Origin of the sequence: Pediococcus argentinicus (genome assembly GCF_001437605.1) — a bacterium.
Taxonomy (GTDB): Bacteria; Bacillota; Bacilli; order Lactobacillales; family Lactobacillaceae; genus Pediococcus; species Pediococcus argentinicus.
The window spans coordinates 1-21,630 of sequence record NZ_JQCQ01000028.1; the positions used below are offsets into that span (position 1 = coordinate 1).

Genomic DNA, 21,630 nt, shown 5'->3' on the forward strand with positions numbered 1-21,630 from the left:
TTCCACCCACAATTAAGTTACGCTATGCAAAAGATATTCTTTACTTACTTTTCGTAAGTTGTTATACTTATCAACATAGTAAAAAATATCGGAGGGTCTATCACATGAAATCAGATTATCTTAATTTATTAAAGCAACGCCGTACAATCTACAACTTAGGAAAGAACGTTTCACAATCTCCTGACGAAATCATTGATTTAGTTGAACAAGTGATTAAAGAATCACCTACAGCATTCAATGGTCAATCAACACGTGCCGTATTCTTATTTGGCAAGAACCACGATCGTTTGTGGAAAATTGTTGAAGAACGTTTAAAGAGCGAAGTTCCTTCAGAAGAAGCCTATCAAAATACTGTGAATAAGATTGAAAACAGCTTCCGTGCTGGATTTGGAACAATCTTATTCTACAAGGACGAAGACGTTGTTAAAGGATTACAAGAAGCTGCTCCATTATATGCTGACAACTTCCCTAACTGGTCTGAACAAACTCAAGGTAACATTAACCTTGGAACATGGATCACATTAGCTGAAAATGGAATTGGAGCATCACTACAACATTACAATCCACTAATCGATGAACTAGTTCGTAAAGAATTTGATATTCCAGAAAACTGGACACTTCGTTCTCAAATGCCATTTGGTTCAATTGAAGCACCTGCTGGTGAAAAAGAATATATGTCAGATGAAGATCGTTTTAAAGTATTTAAATAATAAATAAAGCAGCCCTGTGGGCTGCTTTTTATTATCTAATCACTTTGTTGTCGATTGTCAGGTTGCTAATCTTCCAACCATCTTCATCTAATTCAGCTTGTCCAAAGATTACACCAATATGTTCTTCATACGCATCTAACACGTTAGCTGGTGCAATGAATGGTTCATGGATTGAAGTAAAGTTAGTCTGAAACTCAGCCACATAGTCACTATCCACATCACTTGTGAAATCAGTAGTCATAAACATGTTAACTGAGAATTGTTCAAAGTAATCTTCCAACATTTCCTCAACATCAGAACGACCACTAGCAACTTGACCATCAATTTCAAGTTCAACATCATCTGTTAGAAAATTATTTAATGGTTTGGGATCAAACTTGTGATGCTCAATCTCTTTTAATAAACGTGAAACAACCTGACTAATCTCTTGATTTGTAAAGACTTGCTCGATTCGTTTTACTTGTTGAGTATTCGGAGTGCTATTTTGTTCGTTATTTTGATTAATATTTTTAATATTTTTATTGTTATTTTCATTAATTGGTAACATCATTTTAATTCCTTCTTTCATGATACGTAGGTACCAAACTAAAGTTCATTAGTATTATATTAGTTAGGTACTTAAATATCAACCCGAAATTAAAATTTATTTTTTAAGAATTATAGGATCCTCAATATTATTGTTATCAATTACCATATGGGCGCTAGTTATTGGCTTATCAATTTCTAGATATCTATGATAAACAGGTATGTATCTTTCTCGATATTTCTGTAAAATACCTAACCCAAATTTTGGCACGTCCCTCTGCTTACCACGTTTTAGTATTTCTGTACCACTAACATCTAGAAAAACTTTATAATCAAAATACTGATTCAACTCATTTTTAAATAACAACATTCCTTCCACCAAAACGATTGTTTTACTATCAATATCCAAAAAAAGAATCGCTCATAAGGAGCAATCCTCTTTAAAAATTATTTGTAACTACTTAAATCATCTGGATTCAAGAATTGCCATTTGTGAGAATAGAATTTGTTATCCATCTTGTAGTTAGGTTTTGGTTGTTTGTCCTTGATGAATGGTTGGATATGTTTATCAACATCTAACCATCCAGTCCAGCCTAAATGAATTGTATCTTGCATGAAGTATGGTTTTGCACCATCTTGTGACAAGTCAACAATGTTGTTGAATCCTTGTGATTGAAGTTGGTACTTAATCTTCATGCTAAAGCCATCTAACATAGATTGTGATAATCCAGTATATTTAGCCCATTTCTCATTAACAGGTGGAATGATGAACATAACATTAGTATGATCCTCAGCAAATTGATTCAATACCATTTGGAAGTCAGCAAATTCAGGTGACTCTGTGTAATTGAAGTCTTTTTCAAAGTTCTTAAACTTGTTAATTTTCTTTGAAAGACGACGCTTATAGAAATCATTTTTGATACCAAAATCATTGTTTGTAGTATCTTCTTTACCTTGACGAATTGCTTCTTTTTCAATGGCTTTGGAATCATCTTTAGCGGGAAGATCTTTAGCTTGTTTCTCAACTTTTTCATCGTTATTTGATAAACGAATACTTGAGAAGAGACGATCTTCTTGACGAGCCATGTGATATAAGTTCTTTAAGTAGAATCGATCAAACTTAGTAATCTTCTTACCATCAGCCACACGCTGTAAGGCTGACGCTACTTGGTCATTAGCATGACCAGAAGGCATTGACAATAATCGTTTTGCAGCGACTTGTTCAGTATACGTTCCCTTTTGTGTTAACAAGAAATTAGCCGCTTGTAACGTTGAAAAGTAAAATGAAAATGCCTTTGGATCAGTACCTTTTTTAACAAACCATTGTGGTGAAATAACCACGATTGCTTTGCGATTAGTCAATTCTTTGTTAATCGATTGCATCTGGAAATAATGCGTTAACGATTGAGTACCAGGAGCACCCATCAAAAATGGTTGGTAGTTACGATCATATTTAGTTGCCAGCACTGAAGGATGTGTTACATCAAAACGAGAAAACTCTGAAGAACCAAAGAAAGGCACATACTCTTTATGTGATAATGCGGCCTTCTTAATGGCTTCACCCTTTAATACATTAGGTGACAGCGATGTAGCTGCTTGTCGTTCGGTCGTCTTATTGATGCGATTTATTTTGAATGGGGAAAATAAAAGTCCTAACAATACTATTGCCGCTACAACTAGCGGTCCAAATATCATCCAAAGCTTTTTTTTCACGACTACTTCATGCTCTCAGCTTTAGCAATAATTTTGTTTGGTGTATCCCATTCTGTACGTTCAAATTCTGAAACAGGTACATCAATACCCAATTGTCCTTGTAATTGTAGTAATAATTGAACAGTTCCCATTGAGTCAAGTAAACCTGAGTCAAAAAGGTTATCGTCCATTGCGTCACTAACATCTGTTCCTGTTAAGTCTTGTAGAATTGATAATACAGTTTCTTTTGTATCCATAATATTTATCCCCTTTTATTTTAAAAATTTAAATTATCTTGCAAATAGTAGTTTGTCTAGGAATCCTGAGAAAATCAGGAATGTAAAACAAACAAAGTTAAATGTCATAAAAATCGCAAAGGCTTCTGTAAACTTATTGTGTGGAATCCGACCTGGATGTTTCTTCTTAACTGCAATCCACCAATCATTTGCTACTAAAGCAAAACCATGAATGAATCCGTAAAGAATGTAGTACCATGTCAAACCATGCCAGAATCCCATTAATCCCATATTTAAAATATAAGTAACATTTGCAGTTGTTTTAGGACTCTTGAAGACTTTCTTCTTCATGAAGAAGAATACCAGTCTCATATAGATGAAATCACGGAACCAGAATGACAAAGTAATGTGCCACCGATTCCAGAACTCTTTAATATTGTGAGCCAAGAATGGCTTCTTAAAGTTCATTGGGGTTTCGATGCCCATAAAGTAACTAGTACCAACAGCAAACAAACTGTAACCCGCAAAATCAAAGAATAAATACATACTATAAATATATGTTACTCCGACTAGTGCCCACGAAAGTCCTGGGGTAGCCATTGCAGTTTTCTCAAATCTTGGTAACAAGAATGTTCCAAAGAAGTAGGACAACATAAACTTATAAACAAATCCTAAGAATATATAGTGAACACCTTTTTGTAACATACCGAGGTATTTATCACGATCCGGAACCTTTTCGTAATCGTTTCTAAAACGACGATAACGGTCAATAGGACCTGATGAAATACTTGGAAAGAACGCCATGAATTGTAAGAAGAACCATGGATTGTAATCTTTTAAGGTTCCATCACGTAATTCCATCACAGTTTGTACAGCCTTGAAAGTTAGATAACTAATACCTAAGAATCCAATAATGGCATTTCCACCATGAGCTAGTAGTGGTGTCATCTTAACAACCACTAGCGGTGCAATCGCCAACAGAACCGCTAAAACGAATACCCAAGTATCGTTCTTCTGTTTGCGATATCGATCATAGAGCGTTACTAGAATCATTTCAAAAACTAAATATCCTATTAACGCTAATCCTTGGTGCCACTTGGGACCTCCAAATGTCATTAACAAGAAGAAGAATGAAACTAAAGTTTCATACCAATGAAACTTTCTACCTGCTAATAACCCAATTACAATTGGAAGAAGAGCCACAAATAACATTAAGAAATAAGACGGATTTTCGTATGGGGTTAAAGAAACCATTAACTGTTAGCCTCACTAATAACTTTTTTAATATCAATCTTTCCGTTAGCAGTCTGCGGTAAACTGTCGACAAAAATAAATCGATTTGGAATCATGTATTCCATCATGTTGTCCTTTAATTCTTCTTTGATAGCTACCGTTAACTTAATTGGTGTTTCAAAGTCGTTTTCTTCAGGAACAACATAAGCCATTAATTGAGCAACCTTGTGGTCTTTATCATATTTTGGAACGGAAATTCCTTGTTTAATAAGACTGTTGTTACTCAAATGATGGTTAACTTCTTCAAGCTCAATTCGGTAACCATGCAACTTGATCTGGAAGTCTGTACGGCCACGGTAGAAAATCATTTCTGATTCATCCATGACTGCTAAATCACCAGAACGGTAAGCACGTTTGCCATCACGCTCAAAGAAAGCTTTTTCTGTTTTTTCAGGGTTATTTAGATAACCTTTTGAAACACTAGGACCTGAGATAATCAGTTCACCTTCAGTACCATTTTCAACTGCTTCATCGTTTTCGTCTGAGATATAAATCAAAGTGTCTTCTTTAGCTTTTCCGATTGGTAAACGATCGTATTTTGCTAGAATATCTTCATTAATATCAACAGCTGTAACAGCAACAGTTGCTTCAGTAGGACCGTAAGTATTGAAAATCATTGCATCTGGGAAACGTTTCTTTAAGTTTTGTGCTGTGGTATGTGTTAATTCTTCACCACAGAATAAGAAACGAGTCAAACCGGGCATATGTTCAGCATCAAATGTTGGTTGCAACAAGCAGATATCCATAAATGATGGAGTAGAAACCCAAACATTTAAACCAAGTTTTGGTAACATTTCAAACAATTCTTTAAAATTATCTGTTACTTGCTTAGGTACAGCCTTCAAAGTTCCACCCATTACCAATGTTGGATAAAGATCCATAACTGATAAATCAAATGAGTATGGTGGTTGTGAAAGACTTACTGGATGTTCTGGAAGTGCAAAGTCATTAACTTCCCAGTTTACAAAACTAAGTAAGTTATCATGGCTAATTTGGACTCCCTTTGGCATTCCGGTTGTACCAGAAGTGAAGATAATATAGTAGTTATCATCACCACTAACAAAATGATCAGCACTAATTGCACCTTTTGTATGCAAGGCATCTTGTAAATCTGAGCCTTCTAATATAGGTAAATCACCTAATGAGATAGGAAGATCTTCAACTGCGATACATGCAGCGGGTTTAGCAATTTGTTGAATCATTTCTAGACGTTCTGCAGGTGAGTGTTGATCAACTGGAATATATGCGTGACCACTTTTAACGACACCCAAAAATGTCGCAATCACTTCGAATGTTTGAGCACCATAAACCATGATTGGTGCACCTTCTTCGAGGTCCATTGCAACTATTTTACTTGCTAAGTTATCTGAAAGTTCTTTTAAATCAGCGTACGTATTTGTTTGACCTAAATAATCGTAGGCAACACGGCTAGGTTCAGCAGTCGCTACTTGGTCGATTGTTTTTATAACATCAGTTATATTAGACATGTTTAATTCCCCCTGGATTAAAATTCGTTGTAAATGAACGTACCGCCACTCATTCCGCTATAGCCATATAGATAGACTAGCACGAGCATTACTGCAAAGTAGAATACTGTGCGGACGATAAATTTAACTGAATCCCTTGCCCAGAGGTTCTTGAAAAAATTAACCATCTTAATCCCCCCAACTAAGATTTTGTTAAGTAAAAATTGATGTAATTAAATTGTAACATATAAGGTTAACTATACCACCAGTTAACCCAAATTATAAGGAGTTAATTTTTTCTTAAAGATTAAGTCCCATTTTTATAACAAATTAATTACTGTGGTACTCAGATTTTAAAATACTGTAATAGACTTTATCAATTAACTCGCCTTTAATCACAGCTCCTTGACGCAGTACTCCTTCTTTTTGCATCCCAATCTTTTGCATTACACGACCAGACTTAGTGTTTTTAGCATTATATGTTGCAAAAATGCGATTTAGTCCCAATTCATCAAATCCAACTTGTAGTAATTCACGAGCTGCTTCAGGCATAATACCTTGTCCCCAGAATGAACGATTTAACACATAGCCGATTTCAGCAGATTTAGTAGATTCATCAATCCGCATATCAATGGTACCAATCATTTTATGTAGATGTTTATCTTCAATTGCCCATTTTCCCGTTGGATTAGCCATAAAATAACCTAAAACAGAATCACGGCATTCTTCCACATCTTTGTGAACATCAAAAGTAACAAAATGAGCAACTTCTGGATCACTCATGTATTCAAACATATCATTTACATCATCCAAATTCACTGGACGGAGAATTAATCTTTCCGTCTCTAAATGTTGAAATAATAATATCTGTTCTTTTAAAGTCATAAGCATTACCTCCGAATTTTTAACCGTTGCCATACTAATGATGCAACTATTGATTTCAGCGTATCTCCAATAATAAATACGCTACAAAGCATGATTGCTTTTGGTAAGTTTACACCTGTTGTAAAATGCATTCCAATCGCTCCAATAAAATTAAGTCCCAGAGCCGTTACTAAAAATGTTTTAAATATCGTTATCCATAACTCATCTGTATCATTGGACCACCAAGCTAGTATTAAACTACATAGCAAGTAACCGATTAAATATCCAGCAGTAGGACCAACGAATAATCCGGCTCCACCGCGCATTCCGGTTAAAACTGGCACTCCTAATAAAACTAAAATCAAAAAACTACCTATTGTATAAAATACCCACTGTAATGGAAGTAAAAGTGAAATTAATACGATTCCAAAGCTTTGAACTGCTAGTGGAACTGGTAAAAATCCCAAATTGATTGGTGGTATAAAAGCCATTGCAATTAAAAACGCGAGCAAAAGAGCTGCTCGCGTTATCATATTTGTTGTTTGATTACGCATCCCAATCCCCATCTCTATTCGAATTGGAGATATTATATCATGCGTTTTTACGTAAAATCGGAATCAGACGGAAATATACTAAAACTATAACAATTCCAACAATAATTCCCTTAATTAAATTAAATGGAACTACTCCGAACAACACCATCTTCAAAGTAGAGATACTGATTTGGAAACTAGCTAACTTCATATAAAGTGGTAATAATATGAACAAATTAGCAAGACTCATAATCAGAGTCATCAGCAAGGTTCCAATAATAATACCCATAGCTAGCTTACGATCACGCTTTTTATGATCAAGGCTTTCACTACCACGCATCCAATAGTAAATAGGTAGAACATACAAAGCTGCAGCCATCCAATTAGCTATAACTCCTAAGATGCCAACCGGATTAGCATCCTTAAAAATAATATCTAATAAACCAGCCACACCAGCCGTTGCCATTCCCCACCATGGTCCAAATAGCACCGTTCCAATTAATATTGGAACATTTGCAAAGTCGACCTTCAAAAACGGAAATCCTGGTAACACCGGAAAACCAATAAATAACAGTACAAATGATACTGCGGCTAGCATTGCCACAATAATCACCTTATTCAATCTAGAAACACCCATAACATTACCCTCCTATGATTAGGGGAGCACCCTCTTGGATTTTATTTAAACAAAAAAGCCAATGCGCGGGGGCATCGGCTTAAGCTTAATCTTTTATTGACTAGGTTAATTGCTTAAATAAATTCATTCTTCTATTTCATCTAGACTTTAACTATCGGTCTCGGAATTACACCGAGTCAGCCGTCCGTAGACGGGTCATGGACTATACCACCGGTCGGGAATTACACCCTGCCCCTTGAAGATGAACCTCTTAAATTGTTAAGTATTTCAGCATCATAATATAAGTTCCATCATTGTTAGTCAACTATTTGCATTTCTTAACTTTAAAGCTACGTTTATGACCTTTTTCCAGGGAAAGGAATAAATGCTTGTTTTCGTCCACGCCTTCTACTTCTCCTAAATCAAATTCATATCCCGTAGAAATTTCATTAACTTGGTCCATTCTTTCCTGCAAAAATTTGCGCAATTCTTTAAAGACGCCAGAAGTTTCCTGGACTTCTTTAACAGCTCCAGATAAAGTATATCCTGCCTCAATTCTGGATTGAATCATACCTACAGTCAAAAGCTCAAAATAGGTAAACTTGCGTTGGCCTGATTCAGATAAAGTGGAATTGATGTATCCCTTTTTCTCCCAATATCTAATTTGACGAGTTGATACACCAGTTGCGGTAGCCACGTCACCAATGCTCAAAAGCAGTGCGTCCTGGTCAATAAGATTTTTGACCTTTCTAAATCTATCAGTTGGGGTTTCCATTAATGCTCCTCACAATCTATTTACTTTTTAACGAGTTAACTTATTTAACAGTAATTGTATCTTTTTTCACATCTTTGTCAAATAAGTTGACAAACATTTTTTAGAAGACTATATTAATCAAGTTAAATTTTTTTGAAAAGAGATGTCGAATATGGAACCTGCAGTAGATGCACATGGTAAATCATACAGTCGTGGACTGATGGTTGCTGTCCTACTTATTGGTACTTTCTGTACCGTTTTGAACCAAACTATTTTGACGACCGCCTTTCCTACATTAATGAAGGCCTTCGATATTAACACCTCAACTGTTCAATGGTTAACCACTGGATTCTTGATGGTAAACGGAATTATGATTCCAATCAGTGCTTGGCTAACAAGTCGTATTCCAACTAAGAGATTATACCTATCAGCAATGTTGGTATTCTTAATTGGAACAATCACTTGTTACACAGCTCCCAACTTTTCCTTCCTATTAGCTGGACGTTTGATTCAAGCTGTCGGAGTTGGTATTTCAATGCCATTACTACAAACTTTGATGCTTTCAATCTTCCCTGCCAACTCTCGTGGTGCTGCCATGGGACTTGCTGGATTAGTTATCGGTGTGGCTCCTGCTCTTGGACCAACACTTTCTGGATGGGTCATTGATAACTATCAATGGAGAACATTATTCGGAATGATCATCCCAATCGTTGTTGTCGTTCTAATCGCCGGCTTCTGGTTTATGAAAGATGTTTTGGAAACTAGCAAGACTAAACTTGATTGGCTTTCAGCTCTTCTTTCAACCGTTGGATTTGGTAGTTTACTCTACGGATTCTCTGAAGTTGGAGACAAAGGATGGGGTAGCACCATTGTTATCTCTACTTTAGTCGTTGGTATAATTGTCGTTATTCTATTTGGATGGCGCCAACTTTCCATCGAGAAACCATTCTTGGATCTTCGAGTTTTGAAAATTCCTGCATTCTCAATCTCAGCCGTTTTGAGTTCTGTTTCAATGATGGCCATGGTTGGTGTTGAAATGGTTATGCCACTATATATTCAAATTGTACGTGGTGAAACAGCCTTCCATTCTGGATTAACTCTTTTACCGGGTGCTTTGATGATGGCCGTCTTCAGTCCAATCACTGGTCGTCTATTTGACCGTATTGGTGCTCGTCGTTTAGCTATCACTGGTATGTTCTTATTAACCGCTGGTACAATTCCATTTGCCTTTATCACAAAGACAACTCCAATGTTATATCTAATCGTGCTCTATGCCGTTCGTATGGCTGGTGTTGCGATGACTATGATGCCTGTTACAACTTCAGGTATGAATGCTCTACCATTTAACATGATGGGTCACGGAACTGCTGTTAATAATACAATGCGTCAGGTTGCTAGTTCAGTTGGTACTGCTATCTTAGTAAGTATCTTGACTAATGTTACTAGGAACGAAATGCCTGCAAAACACATTTTGTCACAGACGCCATTGGCTTACCGTGATCAAGCACTCAACGCTACTGTTTCTGGTTACCACGCTACTTTCTGGGTTGCTATCCTATTCTGTTTTGTAGGTTTAGTAGTTTCATTCTTTGTAAGTAGCCGTGCCGGTCACGACGTTAAAGTATCATCAAATAACGGAGGTGCTGCAAAATGATAATTTTCCTATTAATAATTGCTGCCATCTGTCTATTTCTTTCAATGACTTTGATTTCAAAGTTCTGGCCACGTTTGATTGTATCTTTGCTACTAGCAGCTACTGTAATTGGTAGTATGATTGCAATGGTTGCAAATGACCGTGAACACCTTGGCATGCACAAAGTTACAGAAACTTCTACTGAAGATGTTTACTCCGTCTCACCTTCAAAACAAATGTCGATGATTTTATACAAAAACATTGGCTCTAAAGGTACTGAACGAGTTTACATTTACAAGCATGACAAGTCTCAAAAGAAACCTGGCCATACTAATGTAAATGACACTTACAATAAAGTTAAAACAACAACTGGTGATCCACGTCTTGAATCTAAGACAACCCGTTGGGAATACAAGAACGGTGCTTATAAATTCTGGTTTGGTATTGCCGATAATAATGACAAGCTAATCCGTCGTGATAACACCTTCTATATTCCTAAGGACTGGCTCTCACTTTCAACAACTCAAGCTGCTAAACTTCAAAAATTAGCTAAAGAAAATCAAGCTAAGATGAAGACTGAAGGTAAGAAAGTTGTTAAAGCTGAAGTCGAAAAGACTGTTAAAGAAACTGTTATGGCAGCCATGAAGAAGGACCCAACCATGAGTCCTCAAGATCGTCAAAAACTTATGCAAGAAACTGGTAAGAAAGCAGCCAAAGAAGCTGCAGCTAAATACCAAGCCGAAGCAATGCAAAAGATGATTGATGAAGCTAAACAAAGTAAATAAATTGAGTGGAAAATAAGACGGTTTGATTCTGAGCATAGCATAGGAAACCGAATGATTCGTACTTGGAATCGTTGGGTTTTCGTAGCTAAGCACAGGAATCAGTCTTAATTTCCCGATTTACACTATGAAAAATAGCGCAAGACCGTTAAAGGTTTTGCGCTATTTTTGTGTCCTCAAGATTATTTAATTTTGAGTGGTTTCAGCTGAACTTCAATATCGTCCAACTTAGTTCCTGCCTCCAATAAAGCAGTTGCAGTGTACGATCCTTCAATTAGAGCTACATCGTATAAATGAATTTGCTTGTCTGTAAACTCAATTGCCATTTCAAGATTCATCTTGGCACTGCCCAAATCGTAAAATGCTAAAATTTCATCGGCACTATTATCATCAAATGCTTTTTGAATCTTTTCCATACTGGTTCCAACTTGATGGTCGTCGGTTCCGCCAGCTGTCGTGATTGGAACATCAGCTGCTACTTGAGAAATTAAATTCTTAACCCCTTCAGCAATTTGTTCAACGTGAGAAACAATTACAACACCGTATGCCATATATTAAGCCCCCACTTTCACTAAAGCTTTGAGTAAATATCCGGATGACATTGCACCGGGATCGATATGTCCAACCGAACGTTCACCCAGATAAGAAGCACGACCCTTGGTAGCAACCATATCTTTAGTCGATTCAACAAATTGATCAATATCAGCTTCACTAACTGCTTCATCACTATTTAATTTTTCAGCCATTGGTGACCAAACATCAATCATCGTCTTTTCATTGGTAGTAGCCTTACCACGTTTTTCAATCCCAGCTAAGGCCGCAGAAACAAGATCTTTCAGTTCCGTCGATCCCGCTGCTGTCTTACTCATTTCTAAAAAGGCCGTACCGTACAGCGGTCCCGAAGCTCCACCAACCTTGCTAATTAAATCCATTGCGACCTTCTTAAATAGATCGCTAACACTGGCAAAATCCGCATCACTGATATCTTCATGCACAGCTGTCATTCCACGAGCCATATTGTTGCCATGATCACCATCTCCAATTGGAGTATCAAGATCACTAAGATACTGCTTTTGAGCTTCAATTTCAGTATAAAAATCTTCTAACCAAGTCTTTGCTTGTTCAACTGTTAATGCCATTTTATTCTTCCTCTCTACCACGCAATTGTTTTGACTTCATGTTTCAAGCCATCAACCATACGGTCGTCTTCAATCTTGAATAAACTGAGTGAAATACCAGCCATGTCAAGTGATGTCATCAAATTACCTACTTTAGTAAATACAACTTCTAGTTTTTCATCAGCCAATTTATCTAAAACATCGTTCATGAAAATATACTGTTCCATTAATGGTGTTGCTCCCATTCCATTGACGATTACGGCATATTTTTCGCCTGGTTTAAAATTGAATTCAGCCTTTAACTTGCCAACTAGTTCTTCCACCAAAGCTTTTGATGGTTGAAGTTTTTCACGACGATATCCAGGTTCACCATGAATTCCCACACCATACTCAATTTCATCATCGGCTAGTGTAAATCCAGGCTTACCTACTTCGGGAACCGTTGCTCCACTTAAGGCAACTGCGATAGTTTTGATATTAGGTAGCACTTGTTTTGATAAGGCCTCTAAATCATCAAGTGAAGCGCCTAAGTCGGCAGCTGCACCGAGAATTTTATGCATAAATAAGGTGCCAGCAACACCACGACGTCCTTGAGTATACGTACTATTTTCAACCGCAATATCGTCATCAACAACGACAGACTTAACGGGAATATCTTCCATTTCAGCCATATCTTGCGCCATTTCAAAATTCATCACATCACCAGAATAGTTTTTAATAACTAAGAAAACTCCAGAACCAGTGTTAGAAGCCTTAATTGCTTCAAAAATTTGATCTGGTGTTGGTGATGTAAAAACTTCACCACAGACAGCCGCTGAAAGCATTCCTTTTCCAACAAATCCTGCGTGAGTTGGCTCGTGACCACTACCGCCACCACTTACAATTCCAACTTTGCCTTTCATGCTCTCTTTGTCTGCCCGTACTACTGCTTCAGTATTTGGAATCAATTCAACAATGTCACTATTACTCCGTACTAGTCCCTGCACCATTTCAGGAACTACGTTACCAGGGTCATTAATAATTTTCTTCATTTGTCTCATTCCTCCATTCTTTTTTTGGCTACCTCTTTATTATAGATGGTGGCGCTTTCAAAAACAAAACAAAAAGAATCCAGATTATTAGTCTGGATTCACTGCATCTTCAAGTTCCCATGTGATTGTACCAGAATACTTTCCAACTAAATCAATTTCATTGCCCACATTTCTAAACTGCAAGTTCAGACCAAATTTATCGTTCCAATCTTTTGATGCTTCAAATTCTTCCTCGGTATTTGTTTCACTAATAATCTTGGTGGATTGTGTAGTTATTGGAACATTTCCGCTTCCAGTCCCTGCAGAACGATCGCCATAATAAAGTATATTATTGAGATCTTTAGGACCTCCGAACCCTTCCGACAAACGCGCCTTAAGTTGCCAAGGCTGCCGATTAAAACGCGAATCTTGAATCACTAACCTGCCGTCCATTTTTTGAATCCCTGCATCTCCATCTCCAGAATTCAACGTAATATGTTCACCAAAATTAATATATTTAGGTACCGACGCCAATTTTAGTTTTTCATCACCAGCTGCTTCAGTTCTAATTCTTTGAACTTGTATGCTACCACTATTCATTTCATTACCTAGCTCAGGTGGTACGCTCTCCCAATTATCACCTTTAACACTTGAGATACGATCTATATTAGCTCGAGAGCCCTCTGGTTTTGCAGAATCAATGTTATTTCTCCAATATGACAAACTGGTATTTTTAATATCAAATTGACTGCTTTTCGTTGTTGTTCTAACAACTTTATGTTCTTCATCATAATTTTTAAGATCTATTAATTTCGGGCTATTTGCAACAAAGTTCGTATGTCCACCGTCTAATGCAATTGCCCCATAAATATTTTTAGTAGTAATCTTTAACTTGGCATCTTTTTCAACTGTCACCAAATTTTCTTCACCACTGTCAGCGTTAATTGGCGGCAATCCAGTTGTGTCATCTCTATTATCCAAACTTACATCAGCATTTTCTTTGATTAAAATCTCAGCACCTTTTCTTTTATTGCTTCCTGTAGTGCCAGATTGGTATCCATCAAATCTAAAAATATCATGTCCCCACCGAGCATTAAATGTTGCTTTCTCACCAATTATAATTTTTTTGTAATGCCCAAAGATTAGTTCGTAATTATTATCACCAGAGCTACTATCTGTTGTCTTAAAATCAACCGTTGCTCCATCGCCCACTTCAAAAGTTCTGTTAGCACCGGTCGAGCCATCTGGACTGCTTGCATCAAAAGCAATCATTGACCATGGTCCACCATATTCTTCACCAACATAATTAGTACCTGGAGCAATATCTAAAGACCCAACTTCGGCATTTTCCAATTTAGTTTGTAAATTCATTTTTCCAGCAAAATTAACCTGACATTTTAATGCACTCGTTAGCAACTGAACAGATCCTTTTTGAGTAGTAATATTTTTGAAATTCAAAGTATATTTTCCCTGACCATTACTATCTACCGTTACAAATCCATGTCCACTTTCATTATTATCCAATGTGGCGTTCTCAATAGTAAAAACTGGCTTCTGATCTGCTGGAGTCTTGGAATCAATATTTAAACGAACTTCTTGATTTCCAATTGCAATCTTATGATTTTGGCCATCAATTTTTAGAGATCGATTAATCTTATCAAAATTCTTTTCTTTAGCCCTTTGAATATCTTCTGTAACTTTAATCAAAGAGACTTCTGGATTTGCAATAGCAGCTTTTAGTTCTTCGTAGTTCGCAGCTTCTACTGTATTACCTTTAATATCTTTTGATTCACTTTCATCCGACTCTTTTTCTTCAGGACTTGATTCTTTCATAGCTTCAACACTCTCCATTGATGCGCTGCTTGAAGCATCTTCAGTACTATTACGGTTCGAAAAATTCAATTCAGAAATTTCTTTTTCATCTTCAATATCCTCTACATCAGAACTTTGATCCGATTCCTTTGCCTCAGAACTAACATCTGGATTAGTCTTTTTAGCCAATTCCATGTTTCCTCGCAGTGTGGTCTCAGAAGTTTCAAATTTCCATGAATCAAAAGCATTTTTGTCATCACTTTCAAAAAGATATTGTTGTTCAGGACCACCTATCACTTCTAATTTTTCTAATCGTATAGTTTGATGATTACTCTTAGCATATGGCAAGGATATGTTTAACAAACTTAACTGATGTTGGTTTCCTTCCACCTTAAGAGATTCTGTACGTGGGGTTAGTTTCAACTTTGTTTTACCACTAATATTATTCATTAATCTGATCATGTGAACATTAGCATTATTATATGCTTCTACAAACTCAGACCATTTTTCAACTTCAGCTACAGAAGGATCCTTTTTCTCAGATTCAATCTGTTTTTCACTTGAACTATCTTTATTATCTTCGTTGGCACTTTCATCCGTGCTTTTTTCTATGCTGCTTTCAGCAACATTGTCTGCTGTAGCTGCTATCACAGTTTGCGGTCCGATTGATCCTATTAACATAATGATAATAATTAGTAAGTTTTTCATCTTCTTCACCCTATTTTTTAAATCTATACGTTATATGTAAAAGGACTGTGGAACAAAAATTTATTTTGTCACAGCCCTTGATTAGCTTTCAGTGTGCTTTTTTCTTCTTATCCAAATAATTAATCCAGTTATTACTAATAATTCAAGCCCAATTAAGAGTAACAACAAGTTATTAAACTCACCTGTTTGAGGTAGTTTGCCTGATTTTAAATCAGACCACCAATCGCTAGGATTGCCTGATAAATTCTGTTCAGAAGAGTCAGAATTATTTTGGTTTTCGTTACCATTACCTTGGTGGTCAGTATTACCATCACCATTGTCATCATAAACTTCAACAGTACTATCTGTGCCGATTGATTCAGCCGCGAAGCTATTAGTGGAAACGCCCACTGCCATTAGGAATCCTATAACAAACAATATAATTATTTTTCTCATAGGAATCCTCCTAGAATCCAATCGAATTCGTTAATGTCCATAATATTTTGGTTTCATACGTTCCCACGCCGACAGATTTATTTTGTTTAGGAATAACCATGTTAGCAGCCTCGACCTTTAAACTATACTCAGTTTGCGGGTCATTCGGCTTAGGAGCATGCTTCCAAATATCTGTATTCATTCCACTAAGCTGAATTGGATTCGATATTTTATCAAATTTGATATTCAATCTTGCATTAACTATTTCTGTTTTTTGTTTATGATGTAGTAACTCAGCTAACTTAGCACTAACCACCCAACCAGATTGACTCCGTTCCGTAGCAGTTCGCTCATCTTTAACTGTTAAATGTGAATTGTGACCTTGTAAACTTGGTCGAACAGCATTAGAAACCACCTCTGTTTGCATTCGATTATGCAAGGATGACAATGGAACTCGTTCAAAGCTTAATTGCGGAACACTCTTCAATCTAAGTGGTGTGGTGTTTTCATTATTAATCTTAAAATCACCTTGAGTGGTTATACTGTTTGCCTGAATGGAAGTTGGAATAAGAATACTTATAATACTCACTAAGGCCAATAATGCTTTGGAAGGAGCCATGTTTAAAACCTCGCTTCCTAATTGACTTTTAGCGTTTTCGTCTTCCTAAGAAGAATGCTAAGCCGGCACCCACAATAGCTACAACAACTGCAATCGTAATGTATAACCATGTATAATTTGGTTTCTTCCAGTTAGAAAGTCCATTATTTAGTTTTGTATCATTACTAGCGATTGTAAAGTTCTTCGTAAACTTCCAAACCTTATCTTTTCGCTTAGCCGTCAAGTGTAGTGTATACTCGCCTGCTTTAAAGCCCTCATTGTCTAACGGCACTTGAAAATTAAAATTGGTGTTCGGCGCCATTTGCATCTTCTGTTTTGAGTTCTTATACAAGACTTTATCAGAATTAACTTTTGTCACTTTTGCATCAACGTTTAAATTTCCAAAAGCTACAGGTTCAACATTTTTAAGGTTTGCCAGTATAACTGGTTGAGTGTTAACCACCTTTGGTTTCACATCACCTAATTCTAGTTTTGGGGTTGCAGTTCCTTTTCCATGCAAGCTCACACCAAGCAGCATCGCAAATTTATTCTGCAACACCATTCCTTTTTTAGAATTAGGTTCAACTTTGTCTAAAGGTGTGACGTAGAATCCTCCTAGAATATTGCCACGAAAACCTTTTTCAGGTACCGACAGTTTAAAAGTTAACGTCTTCTTTTCTTTTGCTGACAAATTGACTGTTTGGACACCACTTACTAATTCACTAAAGGTATATTGAGCACTTTTATCCTTTGACAGATTGCGTTTACTATACTCAATAACACCATTATCATTCGTAAAAGCGTCATTCGGACTAATTTTAAAAGTCTTAGTTTTATTAGTGAGGTTATGTACCACCACTTTTAAATCCTGCTTTGAGCCCGACTTAACGTCTAAATCAAAGTAAGTTGCTTTTTTATCACGTTGATTATCTGGCTGCTTGGCTTGAATTGTAAACCCCGCACCATCAGCAGAAACCGAACGCTGTGCACTGTTCCAAAAAGCCAATCCCGACACCAAAAGTACTATCAAACTAATTAACTTATGTTTCACTGTCGCTTACCTTCTTTCATAAAACTTATTTTAAAGTTGTGCTAATATCTGTACCTAATGTCCAAGTTATCTCAGCAGTTGCATCTGTAGTGTCATGATCTAAGTGAGAATTTCTAAGTAAATGAAGCTTAGTATCACTCCCTAGCTTAAGAGTTCTATTAGCTGGATTATCTCCACTCCCATCATAGCTTAAGACTGTCCCTTCAGTACCCAACCCAATGGTTGTTCCTGGAGTTATATCAGGTCCATCTCCAGTTAACTTACCTAGACTTATTCCACTTGTGCTCAATTCTTGAGTCTTATTAGTTTTAAAGTTAGACATTGCTGCTTTTAAGGTCCAGTTTGGCTTCTTGTCGTCCGGATGAGTATCTGTAATCTTCAATGTATTGTTTACAGCTTCGGCTTGAGTTGCACGACTTCTGGTAGACGCAATTAATTGCGTCTCGGTTTCCTCTGATAAAATATCTGTAAGTGCTAAACTTTCAAAACTCATATTTGGAGCTTGATCAAGAGTCAACGCATGTGTATTTTTATGGATTGTAAAGTCAGCTTGCGTTTGACCTGTACTAACTTCTTCTGCATGTCCCACTACTGGAGCCAATCCAGATATTGCAACCGTACCTAATGCTAGTGCTGTAAATAATTTTACTTTCAGAGTCATAACTATTTCCTCCCATTATTGTGTGGTAGTTGTTTAAATTGTGATTCTTACTAGTGAAAGAAAATGTCAACATGTTGATTCAGAATTAAGTTCTGATTTTTAAGATAGTTCCGGTTACTATCTTCCTTTCAAAAATAACTTATCATAACTATTAGGTTTTTCAAAACAATAACGTTATCGTTTTAGTGTACTTACAAAAAATAAGATACTTATTTATTAATGTTTATAAGGCATTTCATCGTTTATGAAGATAGATTGATTTTTTTATGAATACAGAACAAGCTGTTATAATTAAGAAAAAGTTTGAAAGGACAGTACATATGAATCGTGACAATCGACTAACTATCAAGGTGATGGCCTTTGTTGTAGCTATTTTCATAATTATTGGCGGTGGAGTTTTTTTAATTGAGAATAATTATCAAACCCATCGTTTTTCTTATCCACATTTAAAAGTTAAAAAGTGGCAAGCTGATACAAAACCATTGATTTCGAAACAAGAGTTTCAACATGACTTACAGCAGGTCAGCCGTAGCAATGGTTCAAATATCTCTTTTGACCAAATTCAAAGTATTGTTATCCCTGGTCTACGCGGTGCCTGGTCAATCAATCACAAAACTCAACAACCTGTTTTAGGTCGGGATTGGGTTCCTCAAGGATTGGCACAAAATGACAAATACTTCTTCGTCAGTGCTTACGACGGCAAACACAAACTTGATTCAGTTATCTTTGTGATTTCAAAATCAACTGAAAAATATGTCAGAACTATTATTTTGCCAAGTAAATCACACGTTGGTGGTATCACTTATGACTATCAAAACAAACATTTGTGGGTATCAAACGACCATCAAAAATTCGCCGGGTTGTTAATGTTTAACGATCACGAAATAGATAGCCATAATGCTTCAGCACAAAAAAAGCCGATCAAAGGAAAATCATTTAATCTCCCATGGGCGGCTAAAACTTCTGGTTTAAATTATTTCAACTATCAATTAGTGGTTGTTAAATATGGAAAGGATCGTAATAGTCGTTCAGTTATCACCATGCCATTTAACAAGCAAGGTTTGCCAAAGCAGCCTTCAATTGCCGAACTTAAGAAAATCATGAATCATCATTCATCTAAACAAACAATCCAAGGGCTAATTGATGATGACTTGATTCAATCAATGGCTCCTGGTTACGACCGCATGCAAGGTCTAGCAACTACTACTCGTGGATTAAGCATCTTCTCCCAATCAAACGGAGATGCCAATTCAAATATCTTAGTAAAAGTACCAAATCAAAACTCCGGTACTCAATTCGACTTCTTTGCTCCAGCCGGTGGCGTCAAAACGTTCCAAGTTCCACCTGCTGTTGAACAAATCAGTGTAAATAATCCACATGATAATCGACTAGCTCTGTTATTTGAAAGTGGCGCTAATAAATATCGTAAACAGCGTTCTATGTATGTTGGACCCTATTCGATGATTACAGATCGAATTGTGATATTGCCGATTAGGGAAAGATAAATAAATGACGATCTCAAAAAGAGGTCGTCATTTTAAATTTACTTACCTTTACTCACGTATTTTTAAGTGTTCCTAATTTAGAAAGAAGTATGTTTATGTTAAAATACAGTAAAGGTAATACAATTGCATTACATAAATTCAATTTGAGGAGGTGTCTCAATATGGCAACTAAAACTGTTCGCTTGCGTGACGATGAACTTGCTCTCGTTACCGAATACTTATCCGTAACTCATCAGACTTTTAGTGATTATTTCCACAACGTAATCATTCCCCAAATGGAAGATGATTTAGATTTAAAGGCATATGAAGAATTCAAAAAAACAGATGACAATAAAACTGTTTCTAATGCTGATATTATGAAAGAGTTTGGCCAATGAGATATAAAGTTATTTATAGCAACTCTACAAAGCGCCAACTTCGAAAACTAGATCCTCATATTGCAAAAATAATTGTACGATGGATTAATGACCACATTAACGAATCAATCAATCCTTATTTTCATGGTAAAGCTTTAAGCGCAAATTTAAATGGGCTTTGGCGTTACCGAATTATGGACTATAGAGTTATTTGTATGATTAAGGATGACACTGTCACAGTTGAAGTGCTTTTTATAAAACATCGTAAAGACGTTTATAAAAGTTCTAGTCTCTCCAAAATAGTTTCTCTTCATGACGTAACTTTGTAACGACTAATTTACTCTTTTTAATATTTTGAAATAGCAGTCCATAGTACAGGAGCTCAATAATGTAGTTTTGCGATACTATTTCAGTAATTGAGTAATCAAAAGTACGTTCATTCGGATCACCTGCATATTTTAATACTGCAAGTTTTGGCTGATATTCAACTTTAATAGTATTTCTACAAATAACAATTGTAGAAATACTATTTTCTTTTGCATATCTCAATAGCTTCCTTTGCTTATCATCTAAATTATGAGTAATAATTATTATAACTAAGTTTTCATACGACCTGTGCAAAAGTTCTTGGCCAATTGTATCTACGTTTTGAAATAATGACGACGACTTGCCCATTGCATTTATCTTTTGTGACAAATTAACAGCCGAAGAATAGTTAATATCTTCGCCTAAGATTAACACTTCATCTGTCGGCTCCAAATAAGCTATTGCTTCTTTAAAAGATTCTATTGCATTTAAACCATCACTTCTTTGAAATGAATTTACCATACGAGCATTTATCTTACTGACCACATCGTCTAAATTATCACTCTTTTCCAAATCTAAGTGATTATTATCATTATCTTTAAGCGATAGCATTAAAGCTATCTTAAACTCCTTAAATCCGCCTTCTGGAAAAAAACGTTTAGCAAAACGTACTATTGTCGAATTACTAACACCAGATTCTTGTGACATTTGTTCTATTGTTTGTCTTACTGCTGTATTAGCTTGGTTTAGAATGTAGTTTCCTAAGACCAATTCCTTCGAAGTAAATGATCCCATTTCTTGTTTAATCGTAAGTAAAATATTCATTTTATTTTCCTTTTGTTGAAAAAAGCATTCAAAAACAAATGAATTTAGCATTTAATTTTGAGCACTTTTTATTTTTAATATTAGATTTATAAAATTATCTTAAATAACTATTAATTGCAAATGCCGCATGCTTACGCTGATTGGCAGCGATAAGTTTATCTA

At 36.1% G+C, this 21,630-nt stretch carries 26 protein-coding genes and 1 riboswitch; of the genes, 6 read left to right on the top strand and 20 right to left on the bottom strand.

Going from position 1 to position 21,630, the window contains the following annotated elements:
* The first annotated feature begins 104 nt into the window (after nt 1-104).
* Complete coding sequence (locus IV88_RS06805) at nt 105-710, top strand: nitroreductase family protein (RefSeq protein ID WP_057800058.1); 606 nt, start codon at nt 105-107, stop codon at nt 708-710.
* A 31-nt stretch (nt 711-741) separates the two neighbouring features.
* Here the strand turns inward: IV88_RS06805 and IV88_RS06810 are convergent, their stop codons facing one another.
* The 11 genes from IV88_RS06810 to IV88_RS06860 all read right to left on the bottom strand — a co-directional run bounded on the left by IV88_RS06810 (nt 742) and on the right by IV88_RS06860 (nt 8,710).
* Complete coding sequence (locus IV88_RS06810; protein WP_057800060.1) at nt 742-1,260, bottom strand: nuclear transport factor 2 family protein; 519 nt, start codon at nt 1,258-1,260, stop codon at nt 742-744.
* A 93-nt stretch (nt 1,261-1,353) separates the two neighbouring features.
* The gene (locus IV88_RS06815; protein ID WP_057800062.1) at nt 1,354-1,644 is read right to left on the bottom strand and encodes a nucleoside/nucleotide kinase family protein; all 291 of its coding nucleotides are present in this window, start codon (nt 1,642-1,644) and stop codon (nt 1,354-1,356) included.
* Nucleotides 1,645-1,682: 38 nt separating this feature from the next.
* Nucleotides 1,683-2,948: a D-alanyl-lipoteichoic acid biosynthesis protein DltD gene (gene dltD / locus IV88_RS06820; RefSeq protein ID WP_083486864.1), complete on the bottom strand. Its 1,266-nt coding sequence runs from the start codon at nt 2,946-2,948 to the stop codon at nt 1,683-1,685.
* 2 nt (nt 2,949-2,950) lie between these two features.
* Entirely contained in the window at nt 2,951-3,184 is a 234-nt protein-coding gene (gene dltC / locus IV88_RS06825; RefSeq protein WP_057800064.1) for a D-alanine--poly(phosphoribitol) ligase subunit DltC, read from the bottom strand.
* A gap of 33 nt (nt 3,185-3,217) precedes the next feature.
* The gene (gene dltB / locus IV88_RS06830) at nt 3,218-4,417 is read right to left on the bottom strand and encodes a D-alanyl-lipoteichoic acid biosynthesis protein DltB (RefSeq protein WP_057800066.1); all 1,200 of its coding nucleotides are present in this window, start codon (nt 4,415-4,417) and stop codon (nt 3,218-3,220) included.
* Nucleotides 4,417-5,943: a D-alanine--poly(phosphoribitol) ligase subunit DltA gene (dltA, locus tag IV88_RS06835; RefSeq protein ID WP_057800068.1), complete on the bottom strand. Its 1,527-nt coding sequence runs from the start codon at nt 5,941-5,943 to the stop codon at nt 4,417-4,419. The genes dltB and dltA overlap by 1 nt, the downstream gene beginning before the upstream one ends.
* A 17-nt stretch (nt 5,944-5,960) precedes the next feature.
* Entirely contained in the window at nt 5,961-6,110 is a 150-nt protein-coding gene (locus tag IV88_RS06840) for a teichoic acid D-Ala incorporation-associated protein DltX (protein ID WP_057800070.1), read from the bottom strand.
* 142 nt (nt 6,111-6,252) lie between these two features.
* Complete coding sequence (locus IV88_RS06845; RefSeq protein ID WP_057800072.1) at nt 6,253-6,807, bottom strand: GNAT family N-acetyltransferase; 555 nt, start codon at nt 6,805-6,807, stop codon at nt 6,253-6,255.
* A gap of 5 nt (nt 6,808-6,812) precedes the next feature.
* The gene (locus IV88_RS06850) at nt 6,813-7,340 is read right to left on the bottom strand and encodes a biotin transporter BioY (protein ID WP_057800073.1); all 528 of its coding nucleotides are present in this window, start codon (nt 7,338-7,340) and stop codon (nt 6,813-6,815) included.
* A 37-nt stretch (nt 7,341-7,377) separates the two neighbouring features.
* Nucleotides 7,378-7,956, bottom strand: a complete 579-nt coding sequence (locus IV88_RS06855; RefSeq protein ID WP_057800076.1) for an ECF transporter S component — start codon at nt 7,954-7,956, stop codon at nt 7,378-7,380.
* A 124-nt stretch (nt 7,957-8,080) separates the two neighbouring features.
* Nucleotides 8,081-8,201, bottom strand: a riboswitch (FMN riboswitch).
* Between the two features lie 59 nt (nt 8,202-8,260).
* Nucleotides 8,261-8,710: a MerR family transcriptional regulator gene (locus IV88_RS06860; RefSeq protein WP_057800078.1), complete on the bottom strand. Its 450-nt coding sequence runs from the start codon at nt 8,708-8,710 to the stop codon at nt 8,261-8,263.
* A gap of 151 nt (nt 8,711-8,861) precedes the next feature.
* On the opposite strand from IV88_RS06860, the gene IV88_RS06865 reads away from it, so the two are divergent.
* Nucleotides 8,862-10,343, top strand: coding sequence for an MDR family MFS transporter (locus IV88_RS06865; protein WP_057800079.1), 1,482 nt, complete (start codon nt 8,862-8,864; stop codon nt 10,341-10,343).
* On the top strand, nt 10,340-11,107 hold the full coding sequence (locus IV88_RS06870) for a DUF4811 domain-containing protein (protein ID WP_057800081.1): 768 nt from the start codon (nt 10,340-10,342) through the stop codon (nt 11,105-11,107). Before IV88_RS06865 ends, IV88_RS06870 begins: the two co-directional genes overlap by 4 nt.
* 179 nt (nt 11,108-11,286) lie before the next feature.
* Here IV88_RS06870 and dhaM read toward each other — a convergent pair whose 3' ends face one another.
* The 8 genes from dhaM to IV88_RS06910 form a co-directional block, all read right to left on the bottom strand.
* The gene (dhaM, locus tag IV88_RS06875) at nt 11,287-11,655 is read right to left on the bottom strand and encodes a dihydroxyacetone kinase phosphoryl donor subunit DhaM (protein WP_057800082.1); all 369 of its coding nucleotides are present in this window, start codon (nt 11,653-11,655) and stop codon (nt 11,287-11,289) included.
* Nucleotides 11,656-11,658: 3 nt separating this feature from the next.
* Complete coding sequence (dhaL, locus tag IV88_RS06880; RefSeq protein ID WP_057800085.1) at nt 11,659-12,243, bottom strand: dihydroxyacetone kinase subunit DhaL; 585 nt, start codon at nt 12,241-12,243, stop codon at nt 11,659-11,661.
* 14 nt (nt 12,244-12,257) lie between these two features.
* Nucleotides 12,258-13,253 (bottom strand): dihydroxyacetone kinase subunit DhaK, encoded by a 996-nt coding sequence (dhaK, locus tag IV88_RS06885; RefSeq protein ID WP_057800086.1) that lies wholly within the window; start codon nt 13,251-13,253, stop codon nt 12,258-12,260.
* A gap of 87 nt (nt 13,254-13,340) precedes the next feature.
* Nucleotides 13,341-15,752, bottom strand: coding sequence for a pectate lyase-like adhesive domain-containing protein (locus tag IV88_RS06890; RefSeq protein WP_057800088.1), 2,412 nt, complete (start codon nt 15,750-15,752; stop codon nt 13,341-13,343).
* Nucleotides 15,753-15,833: 81 nt separating this feature from the next.
* Nucleotides 15,834-16,187 carry an LPXTG cell wall anchor domain-containing protein gene (locus IV88_RS06895; protein WP_057800090.1) on the bottom strand — a complete coding sequence of 118 codons (354 nt, stop codon included), beginning with the start codon at nt 16,185-16,187 and terminating at the stop codon, nt 15,834-15,836.
* A 10-nt stretch (nt 16,188-16,197) separates the two neighbouring features.
* Nucleotides 16,198-16,785 carry a WxL domain-containing protein gene (locus tag IV88_RS06900; RefSeq protein ID WP_057800092.1) on the bottom strand — a complete coding sequence of 196 codons (588 nt, stop codon included), beginning with the start codon at nt 16,783-16,785 and terminating at the stop codon, nt 16,198-16,200.
* 28 nt (nt 16,786-16,813) lie between these two features.
* Nucleotides 16,814-17,815, bottom strand: a complete 1,002-nt coding sequence (locus IV88_RS06905) for a WxLIP family cell surface protein (protein WP_057800095.1) — start codon at nt 17,813-17,815, stop codon at nt 16,814-16,816.
* Between the two features lie 25 nt (nt 17,816-17,840).
* Entirely contained in the window at nt 17,841-18,476 is a 636-nt protein-coding gene (locus tag IV88_RS06910; protein WP_057800096.1) for a WxL domain-containing protein, read from the bottom strand.
* A gap of 266 nt (nt 18,477-18,742) precedes the next feature.
* On the opposite strand from IV88_RS06910, the gene IV88_RS06915 reads away from it, so the two are divergent.
* The 3 genes from IV88_RS06915 (at nt 18,743) to IV88_RS06925 (ending at nt 20,666) form a co-directional block, all read left to right on the top strand.
* Nucleotides 18,743-19,981 carry a hypothetical protein gene (locus tag IV88_RS06915; RefSeq protein WP_057800098.1) on the top strand — a complete coding sequence of 413 codons (1,239 nt, stop codon included), beginning with the start codon at nt 18,743-18,745 and terminating at the stop codon, nt 19,979-19,981.
* 161 nt (nt 19,982-20,142) lie between these two features.
* On the top strand, nt 20,143-20,358 hold the full coding sequence (locus IV88_RS06920; RefSeq protein WP_057800100.1) for a DUF6290 family protein: 216 nt from the start codon (nt 20,143-20,145) through the stop codon (nt 20,356-20,358).
* Nucleotides 20,355-20,666, top strand: coding sequence for a type II toxin-antitoxin system RelE family toxin (locus IV88_RS06925; protein WP_057800101.1), 312 nt, complete (start codon nt 20,355-20,357; stop codon nt 20,664-20,666). Before IV88_RS06920 ends, IV88_RS06925 begins: the two co-directional genes overlap by 4 nt.
* Here the strand turns inward: IV88_RS06925 and IV88_RS06930 are convergent.
* Complete coding sequence (locus tag IV88_RS06930) at nt 20,623-21,468, bottom strand: MurR/RpiR family transcriptional regulator (protein WP_057800103.1); 846 nt, start codon at nt 21,466-21,468, stop codon at nt 20,623-20,625. The two genes, IV88_RS06925 and IV88_RS06930, sit on opposite strands and share 44 nt — an antisense overlap.
* Between the last annotated feature and the right edge of the window lie 162 nt (nt 21,469-21,630).

Bases quoted from the DNA above. Each gene is read 5' to 3' on its own strand.
- IV88_RS06805 (WP_057800058.1), top strand. From the start codon at position 105: ATGAAATCAGATTATCTTAATTTATTAAAGCAACGCCGTACAATCTAC.
- IV88_RS06915 (WP_057800098.1), top strand. From the start codon at position 18,743: ATGAATACAGAACAAGCTGTTATAATTAAGAAAAAGTTTGAAAGGACA.
- IV88_RS06900 (WP_057800092.1), bottom strand. From the start codon at position 16,785: ATGGCTCCTTCCAAAGCATTATTGGCCTTAGTGAGTATTATAAGTATT.
- IV88_RS06930 (WP_057800103.1), bottom strand. From the start codon at position 21,468: ATGAATATTTTACTTACGATTAAACAAGAAATGGGATCATTTACTTCG.
- dltB (WP_057800066.1), bottom strand. From the start codon at position 4,417: ATGGTTTCTTTAACCCCATACGAAAATCCGTCTTATTTCTTAATGTTA.
- IV88_RS06925 (WP_057800101.1), top strand. From the start codon at position 20,355: ATGAGATATAAAGTTATTTATAGCAACTCTACAAAGCGCCAACTTCGA.
- dhaK (WP_057800086.1), bottom strand. From the start codon at position 13,253: ATGAAGAAAATTATTAATGACCCTGGTAACGTAGTTCCTGAAATGGTG.
- dltA (WP_057800068.1), bottom strand. From the start codon at position 5,943: ATGTCTAATATAACTGATGTTATAAAAACAATCGACCAAGTAGCGACT.
- dltC (WP_057800064.1), bottom strand. From the start codon at position 3,184: ATGGATACAAAAGAAACTGTATTATCAATTCTACAAGACTTAACAGGA.
- IV88_RS06855 (WP_057800076.1), bottom strand. From the start codon at position 7,956: ATGGGTGTTTCTAGATTGAATAAGGTGATTATTGTGGCAATGCTAGCC.
- dhaL (WP_057800085.1), bottom strand. From the start codon at position 12,243: ATGGCATTAACAGTTGAACAAGCAAAGACTTGGTTAGAAGATTTTTAT.
- IV88_RS06890 (WP_057800088.1), bottom strand. From the start codon at position 15,752: ATGAAAAACTTACTAATTATTATCATTATGTTAATAGGATCAATCGGA.
- IV88_RS06920 (WP_057800100.1), top strand. From the start codon at position 20,143: ATGGCAACTAAAACTGTTCGCTTGCGTGACGATGAACTTGCTCTCGTT.
- dhaM (WP_057800082.1), bottom strand. From the start codon at position 11,655: ATGGCATACGGTGTTGTAATTGTTTCTCACGTTGAACAAATTGCTGAA.
- IV88_RS06895 (WP_057800090.1), bottom strand. From the start codon at position 16,187: ATGAGAAAAATAATTATATTGTTTGTTATAGGATTCCTAATGGCAGTG.
- IV88_RS06850 (WP_057800073.1), bottom strand. From the start codon at position 7,340: ATGCGTAATCAAACAACAAATATGATAACGCGAGCAGCTCTTTTGCTC.
- IV88_RS06860 (WP_057800078.1), bottom strand. From the start codon at position 8,710: ATGGAAACCCCAACTGATAGATTTAGAAAGGTCAAAAATCTTATTGAC.
- IV88_RS06865 (WP_057800079.1), top strand. From the start codon at position 8,862: ATGGAACCTGCAGTAGATGCACATGGTAAATCATACAGTCGTGGACTG.
- IV88_RS06840 (WP_057800070.1), bottom strand. From the start codon at position 6,110: ATGGTTAATTTTTTCAAGAACCTCTGGGCAAGGGATTCAGTTAAATTT.
- IV88_RS06810 (WP_057800060.1), bottom strand. From the start codon at position 1,260: ATGATGTTACCAATTAATGAAAATAACAATAAAAATATTAAAAATATT.
- IV88_RS06910 (WP_057800096.1), bottom strand. From the start codon at position 18,476: ATGACTCTGAAAGTAAAATTATTTACAGCACTAGCATTAGGTACGGTT.
- IV88_RS06845 (WP_057800072.1), bottom strand. From the start codon at position 6,807: ATGACTTTAAAAGAACAGATATTATTATTTCAACATTTAGAGACGGAA.
- IV88_RS06870 (WP_057800081.1), top strand. From the start codon at position 10,340: ATGATAATTTTCCTATTAATAATTGCTGCCATCTGTCTATTTCTTTCA.